This is a genomic window from Micromonospora sp. WMMC264 (assembly GCF_027497275.1).
GTDB classification, from domain to species: domain Bacteria; phylum Actinomycetota; class Actinomycetes; order Mycobacteriales; family Micromonosporaceae; genus Micromonospora; species Micromonospora chalcea.
In genome coordinates this window covers 1,094,210-1,111,890 of record NZ_CP114907.1, presented here as the reverse complement: position 1 = coordinate 1,111,890, position 17,681 = coordinate 1,094,210, and the positions used below count along the sequence as shown (strand labels likewise).

The following is a 17,681-nucleotide window of genomic DNA, read 5'->3' as shown; positions in this document are numbered from 1 at the left end:
AGTAGACAGCTGAACCCCCTCACTTCCCTCCCCTGGAGAAGCCTTGTCCTCCGATCCGTTTTTCTCTGACGGTGGGCTGCGCCGCGGTCGTCTCGGCACCGCTCACCTCGTCTTCTTCACCGTCGCCGCGTCGGCCCCGCTGACCGTTCTCGGCGGTGGCGTCACCACCATGTACGCGGTCAGCGGCAACATCGGCGCCGCGCTCGGATACGTGCTGCTCGCGGCAGTGCTCGCCGTTTTCGCCACCGGCTACGCCGCGATGAGCCGGTACGTCGCCAACGCGGGCGCGTTCTACGCGTACATCGCCAACGGCCTCGGTCGAGCCGGCGGGGTGGCCGGCTCGGCCGTCGCGCTGGCCGCGTACAACGCGATTCAGATCGGTCTCTACGGCCTGCTCGGCGCGATCCTCGGCGACTTCATGGACGCCAAGACCGGCATCAGCCTCGACTGGTGGGTCTGGGCGCTGCTGGCCTGGGTCTTCATCGGCGCGCTCGGCGTCCTGCGCATCGACCTGAACGCCACCGTGCTGGCGGTGCTGCTCATCCTCGAGTGCATCGCCGTGCTGATCTTCGACCTGGTCGCCTTCGCGAACCCGGCCGGCGGCGCCGTCACCACCGCCGGCATCAGCCCCGGCCACCTGTTCGGCGCCGGCTTCGGCGCGGTGCTCGCGTTCACCATCGCCTCCTTCACCGGCTTCGAGAGCGGCGCCATCTACAGCGAGGAGGTCAAGGACCCGCGGCGCACGGTGGCCCGGGCCACCTACATCGCCGTCGCGTTCACCGGCCTGTTCTACGCCTTCTCCGCGTGGGCGCTGACCGTGCTGACCGGCCCGGAGAACGCGCCGGCGGCCAGCGCCGAGGCGGGGCCCGGCGTCATCTTCGGCGCGCTCGACCAGTACACCGGCGCGGTCGTCGCGGACATCGCCAACGTCCTGTTCATCACCAGCGTGCTCGCCGCCCTGCTGTCGTTCCACAACGGCGTGGCGCGGTACCTGTTCGCGCTGGGCCGCGAGCGGGTCCTGCCGGGCTTCCTCGGCGCGACCTCCAGCCGCAGCGGCGCCCCGGTGGCGGGCTCGCTGGTGCAGAGCATCCTCGCCGTGGTGGTGTTCCTGGCGTTCGCGATGACCGGCCGTGACCCGGTCATCGACCTGTTCACCTGGCTGTCCGGCGCGGCGGCGGTCGGCGTCGTGCTGCTGATGACGCTCACCTCGGCCTCCGTCGTGGGCTTCTTCCGGGGCCGTCCCGGCCCGGAGAGCGCGTGGCAGCGGGCGATCGCCCCGGGGCTCGGCACGATCCTGCTCACCGCCGTGCTGCTGGTGCTGCTGTTCAACTTCGACGCGCTGCTCGCGCCCGACACCGCGAGCTACCTGAAGTGGCTGCTGCCGGCGATTCCGGTGGCGGCGGGCGTGCTCGGCCTGATCTGGGGCGCGGTGCTGCGCACCAGCCGGCCCGAGACGTACCGCCGGATCGGCCAGGTCACCGAGGAGGGCCTGCACGAGCCCGGCCTGCACCCGGCCCCCGAGGCCGACCGCTGGGCCGGCGCCCACCACCGCTGACGTCCGTCGGTGCGGCGGCCGGCCCGCGTGGCCGGCCGCCGCACCACCACGATCAGGCGGTACGGATGACAGTGCAGATGACCGGACCGTCCTCGGTGGTACGCAGCAGGTAGCGGTAACGCTCGCCGGGCACCGCGCCGCCCTGGCTGTCCAGGAACTCCCAGCGCACCGCCACCTCGGTGAGCAGCGCCGAGACCTGTTGCACGTCCTCGATCTGCGCGTTCGCGGCCACCAGTTCCCGCTCCTGGTAGTCGGGGGCGGCGCCGACGAAGCTGAGCGCCACCGCCGCCGGCGAGGTGAACGAGAAGCTGTAGGTGTCGGCGACCACCAGCCCGGGCAGGGCGTAGCAGCCGGCGATGGCCGGCACGTCGGCGGTGGTCAGCGCCACGCCGTACCGGTCGAAGAAGTCGGTGAGCGTGTCGAGGTCGGTGGAAGCCGTCACGACGCTCCTCATTACCGGCCCGGCGCGGCGGCAAACCTTCCTCAGCGCGGCGGGATCCGCACCTCGATCTCGGCTCCGAGGCGCGCGCCGCCGCTGAGGGCCAGGTCGTCGCCGCTCCAGAACCGTCCCGGGTCGTACCAGTTGGGCCGCCGCCCGGCGGGCAGCAGACCCATCGCCTCGTACGTCACCGCCACCACCTCGGCGCAGTACGCCGTCTCCAACGCGTTGTCGCTGCTCTGCCCGCCGTCCGTGCTTTCGTCTCCGCTCCTGGTCCGGCCCCGGCCGCCGATCCGGCCCTTGATGCCGTCGAGGCTCAGGCGGCGCGGGTGCGGCACCCGGCCCCGGGCCCACCGCCAGGCGAGTTGCGCGGTGGACGGGAACGGCGTGCCGTCGAGACGGGCCACGGTACGCAGCACCGCCTCCTCCATCGCCGGGTCGGCCGGCGGTTCGAGCTGACGCAGCCAGCCCCGTTGGCCGTACCGGTTGGCCCAGACGCAGACCGCGTCGCGCAGGTCGTGCAGCTGCACGCCACGCTGGTGCGTGCCGGTCCACATGTCCGGCAGCGAACGGCCCAGCTCGGCGTGCCACATCAGCGGCGGCATGTCGTCGAGCACCACCGCCATGCCCACATGGTTGACCGGGCTGTTGGTGGTGAGCTGAATGGCGCGGTCCGGCACGCTGCGCCCGCGGAACACCCACAGATCGCCGGTGCGGGTCAGCTCCACGGCCTCGTCCAGGCTGATGCTCATGGAGGACTACCCTAAGCGGATGCGGCAACGGATGCGGTGGTGGAAGGTACTCGGACTCGCGGGTCTCGCCGGCGTCGCGGCGACCGGAGTGGTCGTGGCGCGCGCGGAACGGCGACGCCGCGCGTACACCCCGGAGGAGATCCGGGACCGGCTGCGCGAGCGGCACGCGAAGGCGTCGTCGTCCTCCTGAACGGACAGTCACGGGGCGGCGCGGCCGGGCGGGTTCTCCTAGCATCGGCGTGATGGGAACCAGTTTCTGGGAAAGCCCGTTCGTCCTCGACCCCCGGCCCGCCGCGGTGGAGCGGCACGGCGACGTCGACCTGCACGTCCCCAGCGGCGACGGCCGGCACCCCGCAGTCGTGATCGTGCACGGCGTGCCGGGCCCGCCCGACGCGCCGGACGCGCGCGACTGGCCGCTCTACCGCGGTTACGGCGCGCTGCTCGCCGAGCGGGGCGTGCTGGCCGCGACTCCCCAGCTCACCGTGGCCGGCCCCGACGACCTGTACGCCGTCGCCGCGCGGGTCGCCGCCGCCGCCGAACTGCTCCGCGCCGATTCTCGCGTCGACGCCGACCGGCTCGGCCTCTGGTTCTTCTCCGGCGCCGGCCTGCTGCTCGGCGACTGGCTCCGCGACCCGCCCCGCTGGCTGCGCGGCCTGGCCGCGACCTATCCGCTGCTGGCCCCGCTGCCCGGGTGGCCCCCGGTGGATCCGCGCTTCCGCCCGATCGACGCGCTCGACCTGCCCGCCCCCACCGGCGACGCCACCGCCACCCCGGCGCGGCCGGACGACACCACGACGCCGGGCAGCGTGGACTCCGGCGGCACGGGCATCGACGCCGCGCGGCCGGGCGAGCCGGCTCGGCCGACGCTGGTGCTGACCAGGGCGGGCCGGGAACGGCCCGAGGTCGCACCCACCATCGAGGCGTTCACGGTGGTCGCCCGGCGGCGCGGCATCCCGCTGCACGTGGTGGACGTGCCGAACGGTCAGCACGGATTCGACGCGCTGGATCACACCGAGGAGTCCCGAGCCGCCGTACGCACCGCCCGCGACACCCTGCTCGACCTGCTGACCGCCCCCTGACCACCGGCCATCGCACCACCAGATCTCCCCACGCCCTCACCCCGCCTCGTTGATCATGAGGTTGGCCGGGACAAAACAGACACAAACTGCCGCCAACCTCATGATCAACGGGGCGGGCGGCGCACCGGAACCCCGCACCCGCGCTTGAGCACCCGCCCCCGCTCGCCCCGCCCGTTCTCGCTTTCCCGGCCTACAGCCCACCAGCCAGCGCCCACGCCGGACGATCAAGGAGTTTTGGTCCTCTGGCGGGCCGAATCCGTACACAAACTCCTTGATCACCTCGGCGGCGGCGCCGGGGGGGTGTCCCTATGGGTTTGGTCAAGCGGGGACGGGGCTGGTGGGGCGTGGTTGGTAGGGGATCTTGTCGCGGAGCATGGCGTATAGGACGTCGCAGCGGCGGCGGGCGAGGCAGATGAGGGCGGCGTTGTGGCGTTTGCCTTCGGCGCGTTTGCGGTCGTAGTAGGCCCTGCTCACGGGGTCGGCTAGGGCGGCGAAGGCGGCGAGGAAGAAGGCGCGTTTGAGGTTCTTGTTCCCGCCTCGGGGCGGATGCTCGCCGCGGATGCTGCTGCCGGATCGTCGGGTGATGGGGGCCAGGCCGGCGTAGGCGGCGAGGTGGCCGGGGGGTGGGGAACGCGGTGCCGTCACCGACTTCGAGCAGGATCCGGGCGGCGGTCCTGACGCCGATGCCTGGCATCGAGGTCAGGACCGGGGCGAGAGGGTGAGCATCGAGGATCCTCTCGACCTCGCCGGCGACTTGGCCGCGCTGGCGCAGGACATCGCGGAGGCTGTCGGCGAGGCGGGGCAGGATCGTCTCCGCCGCCTGGGTGCCGGGGACGGTGACGGTCTGCTCGTCGAGGGCGGTCATGATCTGCTCGACCAGTCGTTCGCCCATGCGTGGTGCGTGGACGGCGACGATCGAGAGCAGCTTGCGGCGGCCGGCCTTGCGCAGTCCGACGGGGCCACCGCAGCGGGACAGCAGTTCAAGGACCGCCTTGTGGTGGACCTTGGGGCCGAGGACTCGTTCCAGAGCGGGATGGATCTGCGTCAGCAAGCCACGGATCCGGTTGGACACGCGGGTGGCTTCGCCAGCGAGGTCGTCATCGAAGCCGACCAGGACTTCCAGCTCGGCCAGGGCCTCGTCGCCGACGTCGACCCGTCGCAACGTGTGGGGCAGGGTGCGGGCGGCATCAGCGATGACGTAGGCATCGCGGGCGTCGGTCTTCGCCGCACCCGGATGCAGATCAGCGATGCGCCGCATCGCCAGGCCGGGCAGGTAAGCAACCTGATGACCACACGCCCGAGCCACCGCTACCGGCAAGGCGCCGATCGAGGCCGGCTGGTCGACCACCACCAAGACCGTGCCGTGGCGGGCCAGCTTGTCGAACAGCTGCCGCAGGCGGGCCTCGGTGTTCGGCAGCGCCGCGTCATGCAGCCGCTTTCCGCCAGGAGCTAACCCGACCGCGTGGTGACCCTCTTTGCCGACGTCCAAGCCGAGGTAGACGCCGTATCCGTCGTGCACCGCACCTGCCTCCACGTATCTCATCGTGGCCTCGGCCGCTGGTCTGAGCGTCGGACTGCCGGCAGCCACGTTACGAAGAGACCTACCCCAACACGGGTGGCCGTGTCCCTATCAGCGGTCCGCCAACGCCACCCGACCCGGCGACAACACCCCCCGGATCATCGAAACGACAGGGGCAGGAAGTCATACCGGGCCGGGCAACCGAGGGTCCCCGGCTGGGGACGATCAAAAAGGTAACGGGGAGGCGGGAGGCAGCTAGGCGAGGCGGAGGCGGGAGCAGGGCCGGGGACCGGAGCAGGGGCCATGGCCCAGGGCGGGGACCGGAGTGCGGGCGGGGTGGGTCAGCGGTCGGCTGCGGGGACCGGGTCGGGGGTGTCGGGGCTGCCCAGGGGCTGCAGGCGCTTGGCTCGGCGGCGCAGCCACGCGGTGCTCACCACGCCGGCCAGCACCGCCAGCACCAGCCCGGCCCAGGAGATGTCCTTGAGCCAGTGCTCGGCGGCCTGCCCCAGATAGAACAACAGGTAGGTGGTGCCGAACGCCCAGACCAGCCCGCCCGCGGCGTTCGCCACCAGGAACCGGCGGTACGGCACGCGCAGCGCTCCGGCGAGCGGCCCGGCGAGGATGCGCAGCAGCGCGACGAACCGCCCGAAGAACACCGCCCAGACACCGTGCCGGGCGAAGCTCAACTCGGCGCGGGCCAGGTGCGCGGGGCCGAGGTGTTTCGGGAAGCGCCGGCCGAGCCGCTCCAAGAGGGGACGGCCACCGCGGCGGCCGACGGCGTACCCGACGGAGTCGCCGAGGATCGCGCCGGTGGCTGCGGCGGCGGCCACCCACTCGGGCCCGACGGCGCCGGTGGCGGCGAGCAGGGCGGCGCTGACCAGCACGATCTCGCCGGGCAGCGGGATGCCCATGCTCTCGACGCCGATCACCACGCCCACGAGCAGGCAGATCAGGCCCGGTGGGAGGGCGGCGAGCCAGTGCTGTACGTCGACCACCCCGCCGACCCTACCCGCGCCCGGTCATCCGGCGGGGGCCAAGAACTCCAGCCGGTTGCCGTGCGGGTCGTGCGTGTGGAACCGCCGCATGCCGGGAATCTCCTCGTCGCCCCAGGTCACGGCGTGGCCGGCGGCGACCAGGCGGGCGGCCAGCTCGTCCAGGTCGGGCCGCATCAGGGCCGGGTGAGCCTTGCGGGCGGGACGGAAGTCGTCCTCGACGCCCAGGTGCAGCTCGGCGTCGTACCCGGTGAACCAGCAACCACCGCGGGCGGCGAGGGCCGGGGGTTTGGGCTTCTCGGTGAGGCCGAGCAGGCCGGTGTAGAAGGAGCGGGACAGATCCTCGGAGCCGCGGGGGCAGGCGAGCAGGACGTGATGGATCATGGTGGCACCTCCTCGTCCCGCAGCGTGGCACGAGGTTGCGTGAATAGCAAGACGGACGTACGGTTTTGTAGAGACCGACGCAGGTAAGTGTTGCCTAAGCACGGCGGCGCTCCGGTCGGTGCGACAAACTGCTCAGGACTACTCACGGTCGCTGGTGTGAAGGAGTACGACGTGGCGAGCCTCGACACCTTCGGTGCGAAGACCCAGCTACGCGTCGGAGACGCGAGCTACGAGATTTTCAAGATCGACAAGGTGGAGGGCCACGAGCGACTGCCCTACAGCTTGAAGATCCTGCTGGAGAACCTGCTGCGGACCGAGGACGGCGCGAACATCACCGCCGACCACATCCAGCAGCTCGGCGCGTGGGACGCCACCGCCGACCCGAGCGTGGAGATCCAGTTCACCCCGGCGCGGGTGCTGATGCAGGACTTCACCGGCGTGCCCTGCGTGGTCGACCTGGCCACCATGCGCGAGGCGGTACGCGACCTCGGCGGCGACGCCACGAAGGTCAACCCCCTCGCTCCGGCCGAGCTGGTCATCGACCACTCGGTCATCGCCGACCTGTTCGGCCGCGAGGACGCCTTCGAGCGCAACGTCGAGCTGGAGTACGAGCGCAACAAGGAGCGCTACCAGTTCCTGCGCTGGGGTCAGACCGCGTTCAACGAGTTCAAGGTCGTCCCGCCCGGCACCGGCATCGTGCACCAGGTCAACATCGAGTACCTGGCCCGTACGATCATGGAGCGCAACGGCCAGGCGTACCCGGACACGGTCGTCGGCACCGACTCGCACACCACCATGGTCAACGGCCTGGGCGTGCTGGGCTGGGGCGTCGGCGGCATCGAGGCCGAGGCCGCGATGCTCGGCCAGCCGGTCAGCATGCTGATCCCCCGCGTCGTCGGCTTCAAGCTCTCCGGCGAGATGCCGGCCGGCACCACCGCCACCGACCTGGTGCTGACCATCACCGAGATGCTGCGCAAGCACGGCGTGGTCGGCAAGTTCGTCGAGTTCTACGGCCCCGGCGTCAGCGCCGTGCCGCTGGCCAACCGCGCCACCATCGGCAACATGTCGCCGGAGTACGGCTCCACCGTGGCGATCTTCCCGATCGACGCCGAGACCGTCCGCTACCTGGAGCTGACCGGCCGCGACGCACAGCAGGTGGCGCTGGTCGAGGCGTACGCCAAGGAGCAGGGCCTCTGGCACGACCCGGAGCGCGAGCCGGAGTACTCCGAGCGCCTCGAGCTGGACCTGAGCACCATCGAGCCGTCGCTGGCCGGCCCGAAGCGCCCGCAGGACCGGGTGCCGCTGGGCAGCGCCAAGACGCTGTTCCGCTCCGCGCTCAGCGACTACGTGGCCGCCGACGAGACCGGTGGCGACCCGGGCCGCAAGCCGGGCGTGCCGCAGCAGGAGAAGCCGTTCGGCGCCGACGGCCCGGCCGACGAGGCGTCCGCCGAGTCCTTCCCGGCCAGCGACTCCCCCGCCAACGGCGTGAACGACCCGGCGGACGCGCCGCGCGACCTGGAGACCGCCGCCGTGGGCGCGGGCGGCCGGGCCAGCAATCCGGTACGCGTGACCGGCGCCGACGGCGTCGAGTACGAGCTGGACCACGGCGCCGTGGTGATCGCCGCGATCACCTCCTGCACCAACACCTCGAACCCGCAGGTCATGATCGGCGCCGCGCTGCTGGCCCGCAACGCGGTGGAGAAGGGCCTGGCCCGCAAGCCGTGGGTGAAGACCACCCTCGCGCCGGGCTCGAAGGTCGTCATGGACTACTACGACCGCGCCGGCCTCACCCCGTACCTGGAGAAGCTCGGCTTCAACCTGGTCGGCTACGGCTGCACCACCTGCATCGGCAACTCCGGCCCGCTGCCGGAGGAGGTCTCCGCCGCCGTCAACGAGGGCGACCTCGCCGTCGTGTCGGTGCTGTCCGGCAACCGCAACTTCGAGGGCCGGATCAACCCGGACGTCAAGATGAACTACCTGGCGTCCCCGCCGCTGGTGGTCGCGTACGCGCTCGCCGGCACCATGGACATCGACCTGGCCAACGAGCCGATCGGCGAGGACGCCCAGGGCAACCCGGTGTACCTGCGGGAGATCTGGCCGAACAGCGCCGAGATCCAGGACGTCATCGCCTCCGCGATCGGCGCGACCGGCTTCAGCGCCGCGTACGCCGACGTGTTCGCCGGTGACGAGCGCTGGCAGTCGCTGCCGACCCCGACCGGCGACACGTTCTCCTGGGACGGCGAGTCGACGTACGTGCGCAAGCCCCCGTACTTCGAGGGCATGCAGCAGGAGCCGGCCCCGGTGCAGGACATCGCCGACGCGCGCGTGCTGGCGAAGCTGGGCGACTCGGTGACCACCGACCACATCTCCCCGGCCGGCTCGATCAAGGCGGACTCCCCCGCCGGCAAGTACCTGGCCGAGCACGGCGTGGCCCGGCACGAGTTCAACTCGTACGGCTCCCGCCGGGGCAACCACGAGGTGATGATCCGGGGCACGTTCGCCAACATCCGGCTGCGTAACCAGCTCGTCCCGGGTGTCGAGGGCGGCTTCACCGTCAACCACCTGACCGGTGAGCAGACCTCGATCTACGACGCCTCGATGGCGTACCAGGAGGCGGGCGTCCCGCTGGTCATCCTGGCCGGCAAGGAGTACGGCTCCGGCTCGTCGCGGGACTGGGCGGCGAAGGGCACCATGCTGCTGGGCGTGAAGGCGGTCATCGCCGAGTCGTACGAGCGGATCCACCGCTCGAACCTGATCGGCATGGGCGTGCTGCCGCTGCAGTTCCCGGGCGGCGAGACCGCCGAGTCGCTGGGCCTGACCGGCACGGAGACGTTCTCGATCAGCGGCGTGACCGCGCTGAACGACGGCGACACCCCGCGCACGGTGAAGGTCACCACCGACACCGGCGTGGAGTTCGACGCCGTGGTCCGCATCGACACCCCGGGTGAGGCGGACTACTACCGGCACGGCGGCATCCTGCAGTACGTGCTGCGCCGCATGATCGCCAGCTGACCTTGGATGTAAGGAAGGGCCCCTTCTTAACAGACGTCTGTTAAGAAGGGGCCCTTCCTTACATCTCAGCGGAGGCGGAGCGCGACGGCGCGTGCCTCGGCGTCGGTGAGCGGCAGGAACCACAGGAAGCGCCGCACGATCGCGATCGGGTCCGGGCCGTCGGGGTGGCCGCGCAGGTCGCGGATCGCCTGCCGGGTGAGCCGGGAGAACTCGGGGATCATCGTGGCGCGGCGGGCCGCGTCGGTGGGCGCGGCCCGCAGGGTCGGGCACGGCCAGGGCTCGCCGCAGCGGTCGCAGCGCCAGGCCGGACCGCACGCGCGGTGGCCGGTGAGCGGCAGCACCACCCGGGGGTACGCCGATGTGGGTGTCGGTTAGGTCATGCCTCCACCGTGCCGAGGGTGCCCGAACAATCACACAGCGTTGTGTAATCTCCTCCGGACGGTTCTTTTGCTCCGGGGAGGAACGGGCATGAACCATGCCTTCGTCACCGCGCTGGCCGGCGCCGGCCACACCGCCGAGAGCCTGGCGGAGCGGCTCGGCCTGCACCCGAAGACGGTGGCCCGGTGGGCGAACCCCGGGCACATCCCGCAGAGCCGGCACCGCGCGACTGTGGCGAACCTGCTGGGCCAGCCGATCGAGGCGCTCTGGCCGGACGCGGTCCGCCGCCGCGAGCCCGTCTGGTTCCGCCCGTGGGTGGACATCGAACGCGAGGCGGTCGCGCTACGCACGTTCGAGCTGGCGTGGGTGCCGGGTCTGTTGCAGACCGAGGCGTACGCCCGGGCCACGTTCATCGGCCAGCCGCTGACCGCCGACGAGATCACCGACCTGGTCACCGCCCGGCTGGACCGGCAGGGCATCCTCACCCGGCCGCGCGGGCCGCTGTACGTCGTGGTGCTCGACGAGCAGGTGCTGCGCCGCGCCGCCGCCGGCGACCGGGCGCTGATGGCCGCGCAGGTGACCCACCTGCTCGCCTGCGCCGAGCTGCCGAACGTGCAGCTCCACGTGGTGCCGGCCGACACGCCGACCTATCCCGGGCTGGACGGGCCGTTCGTCATCGCGGAGCTGCGCGACGGCAACCGGGTGGCGCATGTGGACAGCCAGGCCCGCGCGCAGATCATCGAGCAGCCCTCGGAGATTGCTACCCTGGAGCGTCGGTGGGAACGCATCCGGGGCGAAGCGCTGCCCCGCGCGCGGACCCTGGAACTGCTGAGGGAAGTGGCGGCGGCATGGACCTGAGCGGCGCCCGGTGGCGCAAGAGCACCCGCAGCGGCGGCAACGGTGGCAACTGCGTCGAGGTCGCCGGCAACCTGCCCGGTGTGGTCGGCGTCCGCGACTCGAAGGACCCGGCCGGGCCGGTGCTCACCTTCACCCCGGCCGCGTGGACCCGGTTCCTGACGTCGACCCGCCGCTGAGCCGGTCAGGCCAGCTGCGCGGCGTAGACGTGCACCGGATCCCCCGATCCGGACGTCGTCGCACGCTCGAAGCTCAGCCCGATCCGCTCCGCGACCCGCTGCGAGGGCGTGTTGTCCGGGTGGATGATCGCGACGAGGCGGTCGACGCCCAGCCGGTCGCGCGCGTGGTCGCGACACACGGCCGCCGCCTCCGTGGCGTACCCGTGACCCTGCGTTGCGGTCAGCAGGTGGTAACCGACTTCGACCTCCATCACCCCGTCCACCGGCTGCGGAGTGAGACCGCAGTCGCCGACGAACTCGCCTGTCGCCCGTGACCTGAGCACCCACAGTCCGAAGCCGTGGCTGCGGTAGAGGCCCTCGCTCCAGCGGATCCAGTCCAGTGCCTCCGCCCGGGTCTTCGGCCGCGGGTAGTAGCGCATCACGAGCGGGTCGCCGAGCATGGCGGCCATGTCGTCGAGGTCGTCGACGGTCATCTCGGCAAAGATCAGTCGTTCGGCGGCAGGCGGCGGATCAGCAGTCATCGTGGCCCCGGTCGCTTCGTCACGGCTTCGAGGCAACCGAGGTCGAGCGCCGCTCACGGACCCGGAATTGCAATTCGATGATGTCCCCACCCTCCCCGATCGCACATCCGACACCGCAAACAATCGACTTCCATGATTCATTGACACGCTCCGAATCCCGTCGATACGTTGCCGACATCGCGATGAACAACGGGGCGCTCCAGTTTCGATCCGGAATCGAAAACTGGGAAGGATTTCATGAAGACGACGATCAGACTTCTGGCCCTGCCGGCCCTGATCCTGCCGACGATCCTCGCCGGCACTCCGGCGCTGGCCACCACCGGCACCACCTCCGGCACCGCCGCTCCGGCCGCGGTGACCTCGATCGAACGCAAGGTGGGGTCGTCGGCCGGGCAGGCCAGGGCATACTGGACGGCCGAGCGGATGGCGGCGGCCACTCCCGCCGACGAGGTGGAGAAGGCCGCCGGCCCGGTCACCCAGAGCCCCACGGCGGAGCGGGTACGGCGCTTCGCGGAGGCGGTGGCGCCGAAGGACGGCAGCGGCTTCGGCGCCCAGCTCAACGAGTCGATCACGGTGGGGAAGATCTTCTACACCAGCTCGACCGACGGCCTGGGCCATTACTGCTCGGCGAGCGTGGTGAACAGCCCGGCGCGCAACATGGTCTTCACCGCCGCGCACTGCGTGCACGACGGGCCGGGCCGGGACTGGCACACCGCGAACTGGATGTTCGTGCCGTCCTACCGCAACGGCGCGCAGCCGTACGGCACCTGGGACTGGTCCACGCTCGCGGTGCCCAGCGGCTGGATCAGCACCCGCGAGCGGCAGTACGACGTGGCGGTCGCGCTCGTCTACGGCAGCCGGTCGATCGTGGACGCGGTCGGCGCGAACGGCCTGCTCACCGGCGGTGGGCGCGCGTACCACTACGACGTCTTCGGCTACCCGAGCAACAAGGACAGCGGCGAGATCCAGTGGGTCTGCTCGGGCACGTCGCGGGACGCGGGCAGCAACCGGATCGAGATGAACTGCGGCTTCGGGGGCGGTTCGAGCGGCGGCCCGTGGTACTACAGCTACGACAACACCACCAGGCGCGGTGACGTGCACGGGGTGATGAGCTACTCGAGCGGCACGAACACGAACGGCTCGCCGTACTTCTCCGCCGCGGTGGTGGGGACGCTCTACAACACGTACGCGAACGACACCTGGTGAACGACGGTCCGCCTGGTGTGCCGCCGGCGCACCAGGCGGACCGGCACCGGTCGACCGGTCCGGAGGAGGCGACATGTCACATCGTGTACTGCTCGGCGCGGCCGCCGTCGCGGCGCTCGCCTCGGCTGTGGCCGTCGTGGTCGTCGCGGCGCGCGACGGCGGCGCGGCGCGGCCGGCGCCGCCCGGCCCGGTGGTCGCTACCCACAATCCGAGCCCGGGTGCCACCGACCCGTCCGAATACTGGACGAGGGAACGAATGCGGGACGCGATCGGCGACTGAATCAAGAATTGCATTCGGCGCCCAGGTGCGTCGAATTTCGTCCCGCTCACGATCACCGGCCGAGCCCGGCGCGCAATTCCCATTTCAGGGGCGTGAGTGCCGCGTGCGTTCACGGGACGGTATCGGAGTAGACCTCGACGTCGTAGAGCAGTTGCACGTTGCGGCGTCCGTTGGTGATGCCGACGAAGACCGGGTCACCGGCCGGGGTGCGGCCCTGGCGCCACACCTGCTCCCGGGCCGCTTCCCGCGACTCGTGATGCACGCCGCCCTCGCGATGCGTCTGCAGGACGCGGCGGGCGGTGGTCGGGTCGCTGTCGAGGTGGATCCGCAGCAGGGGCATGACGCGCCCTCCTTGCCACTGTCGGGGCCGGACTGCCGACTGACCACGCGCGCCTCTCAGCCGGCGGCGCTCTCCAGCACGGCCTTGAGCCGGGCCAGATCCGCCTCGACCAGCGCGGTGTCCCGGTCGAAGTCCGTGTCGCTCATGCCGGGCATCCGGCGCAGGCTGAACACCACCTCGGTGGCGTTGCCGTCGGCGATGGCGCGCAACGGCACGTACACCGTCTCGCCCGACGGCGTCCGCACCTCGTGGTCGAGCACGCCGTACTCGTTGGCCGGGGCGAACGTGAGCCGCGCCCGCCCTTCGGGTGTGTCCACGAACCACTGGCCGTCGATGAGGTTCACCGAACCGCCGAGGCCCGGCGCCCAGCGGGGCAGGTTCGCCGGGGCGGCGGCGAAGGCGTAGACCTCCGCGACCGGACGGTCGATGTGGACGGCGAGGTGGCGGGTGTCAGTGGCCATGAGCCGATGGTGCCATGCCTGTCGCAAGCGCACGCTACGCTGCCGCCGATTCCGACCGGCACCCCCGAGAGGCACCCCGTGGGCATGATCTTCAACGCACGTCGGCTGTCCGCCGAGGAGCTGGCGGCGGTCCTCGCCGACCCGGAGAAGGTCGACACCCTGTTCCAGGGTGGCCCGGACGAGCTCGACCTCGACAAGGCGTGGCACGGGCTGCACTACCTACTGACCGGCGACACGTACGAGATCCGGGGCGACGCCGGGCCGGCCGTCCTGGGTGGTGACCCGATCGGGCCGGACCTGGGGATGGGCCCGGCCCGGCTGCTGATGCCCGACGCCGTCCGCGCTGTGGCCGGCGGGCTCGACGCGATCGACGAGGCGACGCTGCGGGCCCGCTTCGACCCGGCAGCCTTGTCGGAGGCCGAGATCTACCCGCACATCTGGGACGACGGCGCCGACGAGTTCGACGCCTACCTGCTGCCGAACTTCACCGCGCTGCGTGACTTCTACCGCGCCGCGGCCGAACAGGGGGACGGCATGCTGCTCGCCATCACGTGACCCGCCGGAAGCGTGCCTACGGAAGCGGGCCGGCGGAAACGGGTACGCGCCGACGATCGGGCGCCGGTAGCGTGCCGGCGTGGGACTCGACGCGTTCGTGTACTGCCGGTGCTGGCAGGACGGCCTCACCACGCCGTGCCCGGTCGAACCGGTCGGCATCGACGAGGACGGCTGTCTCGCGCTGTTGCGGCAGTGGGAGGGCAACGAGGCCGCGCACCGCACGTTCGACGCCTGGCTGGCGGAGCCGTGCCCGCACAAGGCCATGGAGCAGGCGAGCGAGCACGTTTCCAACTGGGCCGGCGTACGCCTGTTCCAGCAGGCGCTACGCGCCGCCGGCCCGGAGCGCTTCCCGACGCTCGCCACCGCGCTGCCGAACCTCAACGGCGGCTCGCTGCCGGCCGACCGGGCGGCGGTGGCGCTCGCCGAGCTGGACGCGTTCGCGCGCACCGATCGGATCACCGACGGGGTCGAACTGATCGACGAGGCGACCGGCCGGGTGCTGATGCAGTACGTCGAGAGCTACCACGGGGTGTTCATGCTCGGCCCGGACTTCCGGGCCGGGGTAGATCCGGACGGCTTCTTCGTCGTCGACACCGCCGACCCGCCGGTGACGCTGTTCCGGGCCGTCCGGTTCGGCCAGCGGCTGCTGCCCGGCGACCGGGTGGAGCTCACCGCCGGCGGGACGCGGACGGTGCTGGCGATGCGGCCGGTGGGCGAGCACGGCGAGCCGCCGCCCGAACGGCTCGCGGTGCGGACCCGGAGCCGGTCGGGCAACGACTTCGCCTACATCGTGGAGCCGCTGCGCCGGCTGTGCGCGGCGTCGGTGGCCACCGGCAACCCGGTGATGTGGTTCTGACGGGCCACCCTCGACAGCCGGTCCGCACCGCGCTCTGATGGACCACCGCATGTCCGGGCGTGTCGTCCGGGGAAGGTGACGTCACCTGAGAGCGGTATACCCCGCCGTGAGCGTCACGCTCAGTCACGTATAGAAGCTGACCGGAGTCACCACGGGATTGTGCCCGCGTCCTCGAAGTAGCCGCCGGTCGGCCCGTCGTCGGGCAGCGTAGCGAGCCGGATCGCGATCGCCGCGCCCTGCTGCGGGGTCCGCACACCGCGGAAGCTGTTGAGGTCGGTGGCGGTGAAGCCCGGGCAGGCGGCGTTGATCAGGATGCCGGTGTCCGCCAGCGCCCGCGCGTACTGGATGGTCACCGCGTTGAGCATGCTCTTCGACGGTGAGTAAGCCACCGACAGCGGCCCGGTCTGGTCCTCTCCGGTGGAGGCGCTCTGCCGGGTCAGCGAGCCGACACCGCTGGACATGTTGACGATCCGGGGCGACGCCGAGCGGCGCAGCAGCGGCAGCATCGCCTCGGTCACCCGGACCACCCCGATCACGTTGACCTCGACGGCGGTCCGGATGGTCGCGAGGTCGACGTCGCCCGGGTGCTGCGGCACGCCACCTGTCACGCCCGCGTTGTTGACGAGCACGTCCAGACCGCCGGCCTCCGTCTCCAGCAGCCGGGCGGCGGCGGTCACGCTCGCGTCGTCGGTGACGTCCAGCGGTACGCCGAACGCGTCCACGCCGCCCGCGCGCAGCTTCGCCACCGCCTCGGCGAGCCGCCGCTCGTCCCGGGCGCCGACGCCCACCCGCCAGCCGAGCGCGCCCAGGCCGGCCGCGATCTCGTACCCGATTCCCTTGTTCGCGCCGGTCACCAGCGCGATCGTCCGTTCGCTCATGCTCTCGATCCTGTCCGCGGGCCGCGCGGGCCTCCAACACCGCTTCGGTGGCGCGCGATACCCGGAAGGTATCGATGCGGCGGTACGGTGGCGAGATGGAGACGCGGGAGCTTCGCTACTTCGTGGCGGTCGCCGAGGAGCTGCACTTCGGCCGCGCCGCGCGGCGCCTGGGCATCGCCCAGCCGCCGCTGTCGCGAGCGATCCGGCAGCTCGAACGCCGTCTCGGCGTGACTCTGCTGGAGCGGGACAGCCGCGGCGTCGCGCTCACCGCGGCCGGGTCGGTGCTGCTGCGGGAGGGCCGGGCCGCACTCGACGCCGTGGCCGCCGCCGACCGCCGCACCCGACGCGCCGGGCAGGCCGCTACCGGTGGCCCCGGGCTGGTGCTGGCGACCAAGACCGGGGCGTCGAGCGAGCTGCTGCCGAAACTGCTCGGCGCGTACGCCGCCGAGCCGGACGCGGTCCCGGTCGAGGTTCTGCTGTGCGGCATCGGCGAGCAGGAACGGCTGCTGCGCGACGGGCGGGCCGACGTGGCGCTGCTGCACCTGCCGTACGACTCGACGACCGGGCTGGACACCGAAGAGCTGATCACCGAGCCGCAGGTGGCGATCCTGCCGGCCGGGCATCCGCTGGCCCGGCGACCGCACCTGCTGCTGGCCGAGGTGGAGGCGCTGCCGGGCCTGCCCATGCCGCGCTGGCCCCGGGCCGACGGGTCGTATCCGGACGGGCCCGGCCCCGAGGTCCGGGACCACGCCCAGTTGTTCCAGCTCATCGCGCTCGGCCGGACCGTGGTGGTGCTGCCGGAGTCGGCCCGGTCGCTGCTGCTCGCCGACCTGGCCACCGTGCCGGTGCCGGACGCGCCGGCGGTGACCACAGTCATCGCGTGGCCACCGCACAGCCGGTCCCGGGCGCTGGCCGGCCTGATCCGGACCGCCACCCGCCTCTGACGCCCGTGCCTAGGCGGGCAGGTCCTTGCGCATCTGCTGGGTGACCACCCGGTATCCCGACGTCTCGTACAGCTTGCGCGCCGTCTCGTTGGTGCCGAAGACGTTCAGCTCCAGCGCCTGGGCGCCGTGCTCCCGGGCCACCCGCTCCCCCGCCGCGAGCAGCGCCCGCCCGAGCCCCCGGCCCCGGTGCCCGGCGGCCACCTCGATGTCGTAGAGGAACGCGCAGTCGGCGAGACCGCGCGGGTGGGTCAGGCCGATCCACAGCCAGCCGACCGGTGAGCCGTCGGCAAGCTCGCCGACCAGGAACAGCATGCCGGGCGTGGCCATGCCCTGCGGCAGGAAGCCGGCGGTGGCCTCCCGGGCCCGGTCGAGCGCCTCCTCGGGCGCCCAGTTGCCGGCCGTGACGTGCTCGCGCGCGTACCCGGCGGCCAGCTCGTCCTGCCAGCTGTCGAACTCCTCCGGTGACATCGCCCGGACACTCAGCTCGGTCATGCGA

21 protein-coding genes and 1 pseudogene are annotated in these 17,681 nt (G+C 71.9%); 11 read left to right on the top strand and 11 right to left on the bottom strand.

All coding sequences use genetic code 11. From position 1 onward, the window contains the following. Nucleotides 1–43: 43 nt before the first annotated feature. Nucleotides 44–1,555: an APC family permease gene (locus tag O7542_RS05290; RefSeq protein ID WP_043329703.1), complete on the top strand. Its 1,512-nt coding sequence runs from the start codon at nucleotides 44–46 to the stop codon at nucleotides 1,553–1,555. 52 nt (nucleotides 1,556–1,607) lie between these two features. On the opposite strand, the gene O7542_RS05285 is transcribed toward O7542_RS05290, so the two are convergent. Together O7542_RS05285 and O7542_RS05280 are read right to left on the bottom strand one after the other, a co-directional pair. Further along, nucleotides 1,608–1,997 carry a hypothetical protein gene (locus O7542_RS05285; protein ID WP_064445336.1) on the bottom strand — a complete coding sequence of 130 codons (390 nt, stop codon included), beginning with the start codon at nucleotides 1,995–1,997 and terminating at the stop codon, nucleotides 1,608–1,610. Between the two features lie 41 nt (nucleotides 1,998–2,038). Then, entirely contained in the window at nucleotides 2,039–2,746 is a 708-nt protein-coding gene (locus tag O7542_RS05280; RefSeq protein ID WP_064445335.1) for a hypothetical protein, read from the bottom strand. Between O7542_RS05280 and O7542_RS05275 the strand changes: the two genes are divergently transcribed. Continuing rightward, complete coding sequence (locus tag O7542_RS05275; protein WP_036343738.1) at nucleotides 2,745–2,936, top strand: hypothetical protein; 192 nt, start codon at nucleotides 2,745–2,747, stop codon at nucleotides 2,934–2,936. The two genes, O7542_RS05280 and O7542_RS05275, sit on opposite strands and share 2 nt — an antisense overlap. A gap of 52 nt (nucleotides 2,937–2,988) precedes the next feature. Next, nucleotides 2,989–3,825, top strand: coding sequence for a hypothetical protein (locus O7542_RS05270; protein WP_281605779.1), 837 nt, complete (start codon nucleotides 2,989–2,991; stop codon nucleotides 3,823–3,825). Nucleotides 3,826–4,143: 318 nt separating this feature from the next. Here the strand turns inward: O7542_RS05270 and O7542_RS05265 are convergent. The 3 genes and pseudogenes from O7542_RS05265 to O7542_RS05255 all read right to left on the bottom strand — a co-directional run bounded on the left by O7542_RS05265 (nucleotide 4,144) and on the right by O7542_RS05255 (nucleotide 6,720). Beyond that, nucleotides 4,144–5,368: pseudogene (locus O7542_RS05265) on the bottom strand (IS110 family transposase). 317 nt (nucleotides 5,369–5,685) lie between these two features. Continuing rightward, the gene (locus tag O7542_RS05260) at nucleotides 5,686–6,339 is read right to left on the bottom strand and encodes a DedA family protein (protein WP_281605778.1); all 654 of its coding nucleotides are present in this window, start codon (nucleotides 6,337–6,339) and stop codon (nucleotides 5,686–5,688) included. A gap of 24 nt (nucleotides 6,340–6,363) precedes the next feature. Further along, nucleotides 6,364–6,720, bottom strand: a complete 357-nt coding sequence (locus O7542_RS05255; RefSeq protein WP_281605777.1) for a VOC family protein — start codon at nucleotides 6,718–6,720, stop codon at nucleotides 6,364–6,366. A gap of 156 nt (nucleotides 6,721–6,876) precedes the next feature. Between O7542_RS05255 and O7542_RS05250 the strand changes: the two genes are divergently transcribed. Next, entirely contained in the window at nucleotides 6,877–9,732 is a 2,856-nt protein-coding gene (locus tag O7542_RS05250) for an aconitate hydratase (protein ID WP_043329693.1), read from the top strand. 65 nt (nucleotides 9,733–9,797) lie between these two features. Here O7542_RS05250 and O7542_RS05245 read toward each other — a convergent pair whose 3' ends face one another. Then, the gene (locus tag O7542_RS05245; RefSeq protein WP_281605776.1) at nucleotides 9,798–10,073 is read right to left on the bottom strand and encodes a hypothetical protein; all 276 of its coding nucleotides are present in this window, start codon (nucleotides 10,071–10,073) and stop codon (nucleotides 9,798–9,800) included. A gap of 127 nt (nucleotides 10,074–10,200) precedes the next feature. On the opposite strand from O7542_RS05245, the gene O7542_RS05240 reads away from it, so the two are divergent. Next, nucleotides 10,201–10,968, top strand: coding sequence for a DUF5753 domain-containing protein (locus tag O7542_RS05240; RefSeq protein WP_043329688.1), 768 nt, complete (start codon nucleotides 10,201–10,203; stop codon nucleotides 10,966–10,968). Further along, nucleotides 10,959–11,144 carry a DUF397 domain-containing protein gene (locus tag O7542_RS05235; protein ID WP_043329686.1) on the top strand — a complete coding sequence of 62 codons (186 nt, stop codon included), beginning with the start codon at nucleotides 10,959–10,961 and terminating at the stop codon, nucleotides 11,142–11,144. Before O7542_RS05240 ends, O7542_RS05235 begins: the two co-directional genes overlap by 10 nt. Before the next feature lie 5 nt (nucleotides 11,145–11,149). Here O7542_RS05235 and O7542_RS05230 read toward each other — a convergent pair whose 3' ends face one another. Further along, nucleotides 11,150–11,665 (bottom strand): GNAT family N-acetyltransferase, encoded by a 516-nt coding sequence (locus O7542_RS05230; protein WP_281605775.1) that lies wholly within the window; start codon nucleotides 11,663–11,665, stop codon nucleotides 11,150–11,152. 237 nt (nucleotides 11,666–11,902) lie between these two features. Here O7542_RS05230 and O7542_RS05225 point away from each other — a divergent pair, with 237 nt between their 5' ends. Further along, nucleotides 11,903–12,871 (top strand): trypsin-like serine protease, encoded by a 969-nt coding sequence (locus O7542_RS05225; RefSeq protein WP_281605774.1) that lies wholly within the window; start codon nucleotides 11,903–11,905, stop codon nucleotides 12,869–12,871. A 73-nt stretch (nucleotides 12,872–12,944) separates the two neighbouring features. Continuing rightward, entirely contained in the window at nucleotides 12,945–13,151 is a 207-nt protein-coding gene (locus tag O7542_RS05220; protein WP_281605773.1) for a hypothetical protein, read from the top strand. A gap of 109 nt (nucleotides 13,152–13,260) precedes the next feature. On the opposite strand, the gene O7542_RS05215 is transcribed toward O7542_RS05220, so the two are convergent. After that, entirely contained in the window at nucleotides 13,261–13,491 is a 231-nt protein-coding gene (locus O7542_RS05215; RefSeq protein ID WP_043329678.1) for a hypothetical protein, read from the bottom strand. A 56-nt stretch (nucleotides 13,492–13,547) separates the two neighbouring features. Further along, the gene (locus tag O7542_RS05210; protein WP_281605772.1) at nucleotides 13,548–13,952 is read right to left on the bottom strand and encodes an SRPBCC family protein; all 405 of its coding nucleotides are present in this window, start codon (nucleotides 13,950–13,952) and stop codon (nucleotides 13,548–13,550) included. Nucleotides 13,953–14,036: 84 nt separating this feature from the next. Here O7542_RS05210 and O7542_RS05205 point away from each other — a divergent pair, with 84 nt between their 5' ends. Together O7542_RS05205 and O7542_RS05200 are read left to right on the top strand one after the other, a co-directional pair. After that, nucleotides 14,037–14,507 carry a YfbM family protein gene (locus O7542_RS05205; RefSeq protein ID WP_205797677.1) on the top strand — a complete coding sequence of 157 codons (471 nt, stop codon included), beginning with the start codon at nucleotides 14,037–14,039 and terminating at the stop codon, nucleotides 14,505–14,507. A gap of 79 nt (nucleotides 14,508–14,586) precedes the next feature. Continuing rightward, complete coding sequence (locus tag O7542_RS05200; RefSeq protein ID WP_281605771.1) at nucleotides 14,587–15,363, top strand: hypothetical protein; 777 nt, start codon at nucleotides 14,587–14,589, stop codon at nucleotides 15,361–15,363. Nucleotides 15,364–15,509: 146 nt separating this feature from the next. Here O7542_RS05200 and O7542_RS05195 read toward each other — a convergent pair whose 3' ends face one another. Beyond that, on the bottom strand, nucleotides 15,510–16,241 hold the full coding sequence (locus O7542_RS05195) for an SDR family oxidoreductase (protein WP_064445325.1): 732 nt from the start codon (nucleotides 16,239–16,241) through the stop codon (nucleotides 15,510–15,512). Nucleotides 16,242–16,336: 95 nt separating this feature from the next. Here O7542_RS05195 and O7542_RS05190 point away from each other — a divergent pair, with 95 nt between their 5' ends. Then, on the top strand, nucleotides 16,337–17,185 hold the full coding sequence (locus O7542_RS05190) for a LysR family transcriptional regulator (RefSeq protein WP_281605770.1): 849 nt from the start codon (nucleotides 16,337–16,339) through the stop codon (nucleotides 17,183–17,185). Nucleotides 17,186–17,194: 9 nt separating this feature from the next. Here O7542_RS05190 and O7542_RS05185 read toward each other — a convergent pair whose 3' ends face one another. Continuing rightward, nucleotides 17,195–17,677, bottom strand: coding sequence for a GNAT family N-acetyltransferase (locus O7542_RS05185; protein ID WP_166456849.1), 483 nt, complete (start codon nucleotides 17,675–17,677; stop codon nucleotides 17,195–17,197). Nucleotides 17,678–17,681 lie beyond the last annotated feature (4 nt).